The organism is Sphingomonas yabuuchiae, from assembly GCF_001477495.1.
Classification (GTDB): domain Bacteria; phylum Pseudomonadota; class Alphaproteobacteria; order Sphingomonadales; family Sphingomonadaceae; genus Sphingomonas; species Sphingomonas yabuuchiae_A.
This window is the reverse complement of record NZ_LDTF01000121.1, coordinates 20,455-27,478: the sequence shown is the minus strand read 5'-3', so window position 1 is coordinate 27,478 and position 7,024 is coordinate 20,455. Positions and strand designations below refer to the sequence as shown.

At 63.3% G+C, this 7,024-nt stretch carries 6 protein-coding genes; 4 read left to right on the top strand and 2 right to left on the bottom strand.

The annotated features are described in order from the left end of the window. Nucleotides 1–552: hypothetical protein (locus tag NS355_RS19145; protein ID WP_167345492.1), on the top strand; the 552-nt coding region annotated here is incomplete at its 5' end. An 11-nt stretch (nt 553–563) separates the two neighbouring features. Here NS355_RS19145 and NS355_RS17275 read toward each other — a convergent pair. Together NS355_RS17275 and NS355_RS19140 are read right to left on the bottom strand one after the other, a co-directional pair. Continuing rightward, the gene (locus NS355_RS17275) at nt 564–1,505 is read right to left on the bottom strand and encodes a DUF4238 domain-containing protein (protein WP_058746811.1); all 942 of its coding nucleotides are present in this window, start codon (nt 1,503–1,505) and stop codon (nt 564–566) included. After that, entirely contained in the window at nt 1,502–2,716 is a 1,215-nt protein-coding gene (locus tag NS355_RS19140; RefSeq protein ID WP_058746810.1) for a hypothetical protein, read from the bottom strand. Before NS355_RS19140 ends, NS355_RS17275 begins: the two co-directional genes overlap by 4 nt. Nucleotides 2,717–2,846: 130 nt before the next feature. Between NS355_RS19140 and NS355_RS17265 the strand changes: the two genes are divergently transcribed. From NS355_RS17265 to NS355_RS17255, 3 genes are all read left to right on the top strand, one after another. Beyond that, a complete protein-coding gene (locus tag NS355_RS17265; protein WP_058746809.1) occupies nt 2,847–4,235 on the top strand; it encodes an AlbA family DNA-binding domain-containing protein in 1,389 nt (462 codons plus the stop codon). 62 nt (nt 4,236–4,297) lie between these two features. After that, entirely contained in the window at nt 4,298–4,960 is a 663-nt protein-coding gene (locus tag NS355_RS17260; RefSeq protein WP_058746808.1) for a hypothetical protein, read from the top strand. A 67-nt stretch (nt 4,961–5,027) separates the two neighbouring features. Beyond that, complete coding sequence (locus tag NS355_RS17255) at nt 5,028–6,893, top strand: ATP-binding protein (protein ID WP_058746807.1); 1,866 nt, start codon at nt 5,028–5,030, stop codon at nt 6,891–6,893. The last annotated feature ends 131 nt before the right edge of the window (nt 6,894–7,024 follow it).

The window sequence follows — 7,024 nt, the reverse complement described above, 5'->3', positions numbered from 1 at the left end:
TCCTGGCTGGCGCGCCAGCCCGACGATCGCGAATGGTATCGCTACATCGCCGACTACTATCTCGCGCGAAATCGCATGAAGCATGCCTTTGCCCAGAACGGAATCGACCCGCTGGTCGAACTCGACGGTGGGCTCGACGAAGTGCCGGCCGACTTGCGCAAGCGCTTCGCCTACTGGCGCAATACGCCGATCGACCAGATGGCACGCGGCCGCGATGCGATGCCCGGGCTGACCGGCAGCCGCGTCGATTGCGAAGGGCTGCTGGGCTTCTATGACAGCATCTACCGGCAGGGGAGCTCGGTCGCGCATTACGATCTCTACAGCATCAACATGCTGGGGCTGTACCAAGGCCCTGAGGGCTTGGTCCTCGCGCCCGATCCCCACATGCCGATCGTGATCGTGCTGCACTGCGCGATCTTCGACATCGTCCAATGCGGCGAGGCGCTGGCTAAGGCAGGTGTGCCGGCGCCGGTTGAGCTGCTCAACGCACTGGTCGAAGAGTGGTGGGCCTGCGTCCGGCGCACCGGCATCCTCGGCGACGCACCGCGCTGACGGGATGCCGGCTAGCGCACGTAGCTGGCGCCGCTGACCGACATGCGCAGACTGGGATCCTGCAGGCTCAGCGGCTCGTAATAGCCGAGGCGCGATACCGTCTCCTGGTTCGCATAATGGCGGGTGCGCGCGTTGAGCATCCGCATCGCCTTGTCAGGGACTTCGACGTAGTCGAGCCCCGGCGTGCCGTGCCGCAGCAGCAGCGCGTGGTGGGGGGTCAGCGGGACCGTGATCTCGAGCTCCTCGTCGATGAAGCTCGGTCCCCAGAAGCGCGTCTCCTGCGTCTGCTCCTTCTCGGCGTTCATCCAGACCACGGGACTGTCCGAGGTGATGAAGCCGGTGTCGCTCTCGATGCACAGGATGCGGGCATGCATCTGCATCATCAGCGGCGTCTCCGCGTCGATCGCGGCGGGAACCGTCGTCGGCATCGGATTCTCGACCAGCTCGCGAATGTTGTCGACGTGAATATAGCTCGGCGCGTCCGGGTCGGTGGTGCCGTCGCGCCACTCGATACGCCCATCCTCGGGCGCGCCGCGCTCGGCGATGTCGAGCAGCCGCTTCCACTGCGCGCTATGATGATCGCGCATCTTTAGCGTGCGCGCATGCAGCGCCGCAACGAACAGCATCAGCTTCAAGCGGGGTATCGTCGGCAGCGGGCGCCGCGGCACGATGAATTCGCGCACGACCCGCATGAAATTGTCCTCGAGCTGGCTCAGGCCATGCTCGAGCGTGAGGTCGCGGACCCCGCCGGCCATCTTGATCGTGTAGAGATCGGTCTCGCGAAAGATCTTCGCCGGCGCCTTGCGGCGATAGCCCGAGCCGTCCTTCGTCAGAAGGTGGACATAAGGCTCCTGGCCCGACGGCGTTCCGGGATCGGTCCAGGAAGCGAGATAGGACTTGGGGACGAAATGCTGCCGCTTGTGCGTCGCCTGCGCGCGCTTGCCTGATTTCACCCGCGCGACTCCGCCGCAGATCCGTTGAGGCCGACACCCGCTTCGGGGCGGTCCATGTCTGTCTCGGGAACGGGCAGGACGGCCTCGCGGCCGACGGCATCTCGCTTTACGAATCTTGCCGTCTTGGCGACCAGGCTGCCCGCGTCGCTGGATGGAACCTTCTCATTGGCAATGAACCGGCCATTATTGTCGAACAGGAAGGACAGCTTGTTCTGGCGGAGCAGCTCGCGGCTTTCCTCGCGCGTTCGGCCCTCGACATTGACAGTCGCGTGCTGGAGCAGGAAATGCTTCACGAACCCCACCAGGTCGTGATCCTTGTCGGCGAAGACAGGTCCCCCGGCGGGGACGCGCGCGACGATCCGCAGGTCCGCGCCGTCCTCGTCCGACATCAGCGTGTGGAAGGTCGGGCGGTTGCCGAGATGCATGTTCGCCGCGGCCAACTCGGCGGCCAGCTCGCGGGCCTGCAACGGGTTCAGCATGTCCGTGATGCAGTCCAGCACCGGCTCGATCGCGCCAACACAGGCTTGGGCATCGTTGAACACCGCATAGAGCGCAAGGTCGCCGGCGCGCAGGTAGAGGGTGAATCCATCGGTGACCGAGGCGAGATCGAACGGCTCGTCGCCCGTGTCGGGATCGACCTGGATCATCAGCACCGATCCCAGCACATAATCGCCGATCGCGGCGCCGCTATAGTGGGCGCGGATCAGGCAATGGATGTGGTGGAAGGTCCTCCAATCGTACGTCTCCGAAATCCGTGCATCACCATCCCGGCGATCGAGATGCTTGTAGAGCCGCCGGTCCTTGAGGTGCATCTTGAGGAAGATCAGCGCCATCCAGTGGAACAAGCGCTCGGGACCTTCGCGCTCGACCAGCGCCTGGACGCCCGCGAACCCCTGCGCTAACGCCTCGCTGATCGGCGTCTCGAAATGCTGGCTCAGCCGCATGTTGCAGTCGACGCAGCAGGGAATCCGATAAGTGCCGTAGCTGTGGAGCACGCGATTGGGCAGCGTCACCGATTTCCCGTGCAGGCCGAATTGGTGGAGCAGCCAGTTTGGCAACACATGCTCGCGGTTGAATGCAACCTCGCGCTCGGTACGGTCGCAGATGAAGCAATGGTCGCCCTCGCCGACATGGGCGACAAAGCGATCGGCGCTGCAGTAAAGCAGGCGCCCTTCCTGGTTATGAACGGAACCGTCGGCGGCAATCGGCATAGCATTGATATAGGTGCGCCGACATCGTTTCGCAGCCGGTGGCAATCGCTAGCGCCAAATCGGATCGATCGTCTCGCCGGATTGGCGGCGTTGCTTGATGCTGCCAGCAAAGCCACCGATACATGCGATCATGGCAGAGCAGGAAACCAGCGACGGGCGCATCGACCTCACCGATCTCGTCGATTATCCGCGCGAGACGCTCGACATCGAACTGAAGACCTGGATCGACCTCGCTGACAAGATCGCGCAGGCCAAGCTCGCGCGCCATATTGCCGCGCTCGCCAATCATGGCGGTGGCTATCTCGTTTTCGGTTTCCGCGATGACCAGAGCGTCGCGGAGGAGCGTCCGACCGAGCTTTCCGCCTATAGCCGCGATACGTTCGGCAAGATCGTTACCCGCTACCTTACCCCCGCCTTCCAATGTGACGTTGAACTGGTTCGATCGAGTGCCGGGCCCGTTTTTCCGGTGGTGCGTGTGCCTTCGCATGGACCGATGCCTGTCGGCGCGAAGGCTGACGGCCCGCACGACGCCAAGGGTCAGCCGCAAGGCATCCGCGCGGGAGCCTATTATATCCGCAAGCCCGGGCCGAAGAGCGAAGCGGTGCTCGGCATGGAAGACTGGCAGCCGCTGATCCGGCGCTGCGTCCTTTCAGATCGCGATAGCCTGCTCGCTGATATCGGCCGCGCGGTCCAGCCGCGCGCCGAACGACCGTCTGTGGCGGAGACCGATCGCCTCTCGGCCTGGCATGATGCCAGCGCCGAACGCTGGCGTAGGATCGTCGCGGGTGCTGCGGCTCTCCGCTGGCCGGTTCCCATAGTGGCCAACCATTGCCAGCTCAGCTACATGCTGCTGTCGGAAGCGGGTGTCGCTATTCCGCCAGGCGATCTGCGGCCGCTGCTCGAGCAGGCCAACCGGGAAGTGCGCCAGACGGTGTTTACCGGCTGGAGCATGTTCTACCCGTTCACGCGGCCCGAAATCGCCGCCGCCCTCCATCCCGAGCACGACGATGGCACGGGTATCGACGTGCTCGAAAGCAACCTCATCGGCGATGGCAATTTCGACACCAGCCTACCCGACTATTGGCGATACGCCGCCGATGGACGGGCGACGATTCTGCGTCCCTATCGCGAGGACCGCCCGCGCAGCGTCCAGGAGCAGGGCCGCTCCGCGGGAAGCTGGCTCAGTCCGGAAACCGTCATCCGCGAGACTGCCGAGCTGGTTGCGCACGCGCGTACGATGGCGGAGCGCTGCGGCGGCGAGCGTGTCGCCTTTCGGTGCAGTTGGCGCGGTCTTGCCGGACGAGAGATCGACGATTTCGGCGGTATCTATTGGTCGCCCGGGCGCAGCGCGCAGGCCGACCAGCGGACGACGGCAGGCACCTGGGAGGTCCCGGTCCTCGTCGCCGACTGGCATTCGGTTGTCGCCGAGCTTTCCTGCCCCGTATTGAGCCTGTTCGGCTTCCGCGATTGCACTGCCGAGCTGGTTGCCGGCCTCGCGCCGCGCTTCGTCAAGCTTTGAGCCCTGCCGGCGGAACAGTGCCATGATGAGCCTATGCACATCCCCATATCGTCCGGTCCGCGATGCCGCTGTATAAGTATCTCGCCGAGGAGGCCTATGCCCGCGCGCTTATCGACAAGGGCGAGATTTTCATGCGCCCGCTCAGCTATTTTCGTGTTTTCGAGGACGAACTGATCCGCGGCGACCCCGATGACGGCAAACTTTGCCATGCCCCTGAAGATGGATTGGTTATAACCAAGTCGACCGGCGAGGTTGTCGAGATGAAGGGTTGGCGTTTCAGGGCGTCGGTCCAGGCCGACGACATCTTCGTCTATTGCCTCAGCACCGAGCTTTCAAACGAGATTGCCGCGAAATTCGAATGCCCGTTCTGCGTGGAAATTTCGGAGCCCGTCCGCCTGCTCGGCAGGATTTCGAGCCATGTCCGGCTGCGCTCGAGGCTCGATCGCCACGTCTATAGCCACGCGATTGATTATCGGGACCTCGCTGCGGCGCCCGGCATCGATTGGGCGCTTCCCGAACGTGTGGCCTTCATGAAGCCGGATGGCTGGGCGTGGCAGAAGGAGCATCGCATCGTCGTTGGGCGCAAGGGTGCGTTCGCCGTCGAGAATGTCGACCTGGCGCTCGAAACCGGGGGTGGGGTGCCGACGCCCGCGGCGGGTGTGGCCGACCCGCTTGTGCTGCATGTCGGCGATCTGTCTAAAGTGACGACCCTCCATCGCCTCTAGCCGATGTCGGGCACGCGCGCGGCAAGGTTGATTGCCTGCCTCCGGACCACCGACTAGAAAGGTCGCGATGGCACGGATCAACCTCAAGAAATTCATCGCCGAGCATTACAAGGGCGGTGTCACTGCCCGCGACGTCATCCGCGAAGGCGTGACCAATGCGATCCATGCCGGTGCCGACGCCATCGCCGTCGATCTGTGGTTCGATCGCCAGCCGGGCCTGTTCGGCGACGAGGTGCGCAATGTCCTCGAGAAGATCACGATCACCGACGACGGCGAAGGCTTCACCCAGGACAATCTCAATTATTTCGATGAGATCTGTACCGGCCACAAGGACGATATCGGCGGCAAGGGCGTCGGCCGGCTGGCCTTCCTGAAATATGCCAACCGCGTCGAGGTCCGCAGCCAGCTACCGAGCGAGCTCGTCGAATTCCGGTACACGCCGGATTTCACCCTCGACGACGTCCAGCGGACCGCTTCGGCCGGCCGCCGGGAAACGACGATCACGATCTCGGAGCTCAAGGAGAAGATCAACACCCAGGTCACCAAGCTGGTCAATGCGATGTGCGACGATCTCCGGCTGCTGCTGTTCCTCAAGAAGCAGGCCGGGCGGACCATCGCGATCCGCTTCACGCATAACAGCAAGCAGCCGTTTCCCGACGACTTCACCTTCTCGGGCGAGGCGATCGAGGCGCAGAAGACCCGTTCGTTCGAGCTCCAGGGCGAGACTTTCGACTGCTATCTGTTCCGCGAGGAGGCGCCAAAGCGAGGCATCGTCGCGATGCTGTGCGCCGACGAGCTGTGCGTCGAGGAATATCAGATTAGCAAGCGGTTCGACATCTGCCGCTATCTCATCTCGATCACCTCAACCTACCTCAATCGGAGCTCGAACATCGAGCGCCAGAAGCTCGAAATTCCCAAGAGCGATGCCGATGCTGACATGGCCTCGCCGATCAGCCGGGAAGCGTTGATGCCCCGCATCCATGCGGAATGCCTGGCGATGATCAACGAGGCAGCGGAAGGCGACATCGAGGCGTTCAAGCTCGCGAACGTCGACAAGCTCCGCAAATATTATCCGTTCATCCAGATCGAGTCGCTCAACGGCGAAGCCGCCATGCTCGATGCCGACGAAATCGTGCGGACCTACCGCGCGCAGCAGGCGCGGCGCGAAGACCAGCTCGTGGAAGCGCTGGAGGAAGGCCGCATTGTCGCCTTCGACGACATCTCACATCTCGCGAGCGACGACCTGGCGCGCTTCATCGTCCACCGCGCGCTGGTCATCGACTCGCTTGCCAAGATGCCGCGCGATTCGGCCGAGGACGTCCTGCACAACGCCATCCTGCGCAAGCACAGCGATGGCAGCGACATCCGCGAGAACAATGTCTGGCTCGTGGACGACAAGTTCCTGTCCTACAGCAACATCTACAGCGACGAGACGTTGGCGCGGATCGTTCGCGAGGTCGGGGTCGAGACCGAGTCGAAGCAGCAGCGCAAGCCCGACGTAGCCGCGTTCTTCTCCAAGGATAATGAGGGCCGCGCGAACAAGCTCGTCATCATCGAGTTCAAGAAGCCCGGCGCCGACATTTTCGAGAACAACAAGGCCCTGGTGCAGTGCCGGCTCTACGCGAGCGAGCTGGTCGATCGCATCGCCACCGTGCGGGAGGTGTTTGCGTTCTCCGTCGTCGAGATCGACGACGAATTTTACAAGGACATGAAGCGCACCGGTTTCAAGGACGTGTTCTCGCTCAGCGAACGGGTGGTCTATGACGATTTCGTCATCGGCGCCTCCGACGATATCCCGCTACACCTCTATGTGATGCCGGCCGCCTCGCTCATAACTGACGCCAAGGCGCGCAACCGTGTCTTCGAGGAAGTGCTGCGGTTTAACATGGACAAGGAGATGCCGGCTGCGAACGGGTCGCTGCCGCATCCCTGACGCTGAGCCTCTGGCGGCCATAGAGAACCCGGTAGCGCCGGGCATTTGGCCGGTGCATGTTGAACCAGCGAGGCTCTGACGCCGATCGCGGCTTCCGCGGAGTCTCAGGCCAGGTCCGCCGCCCTTTACAT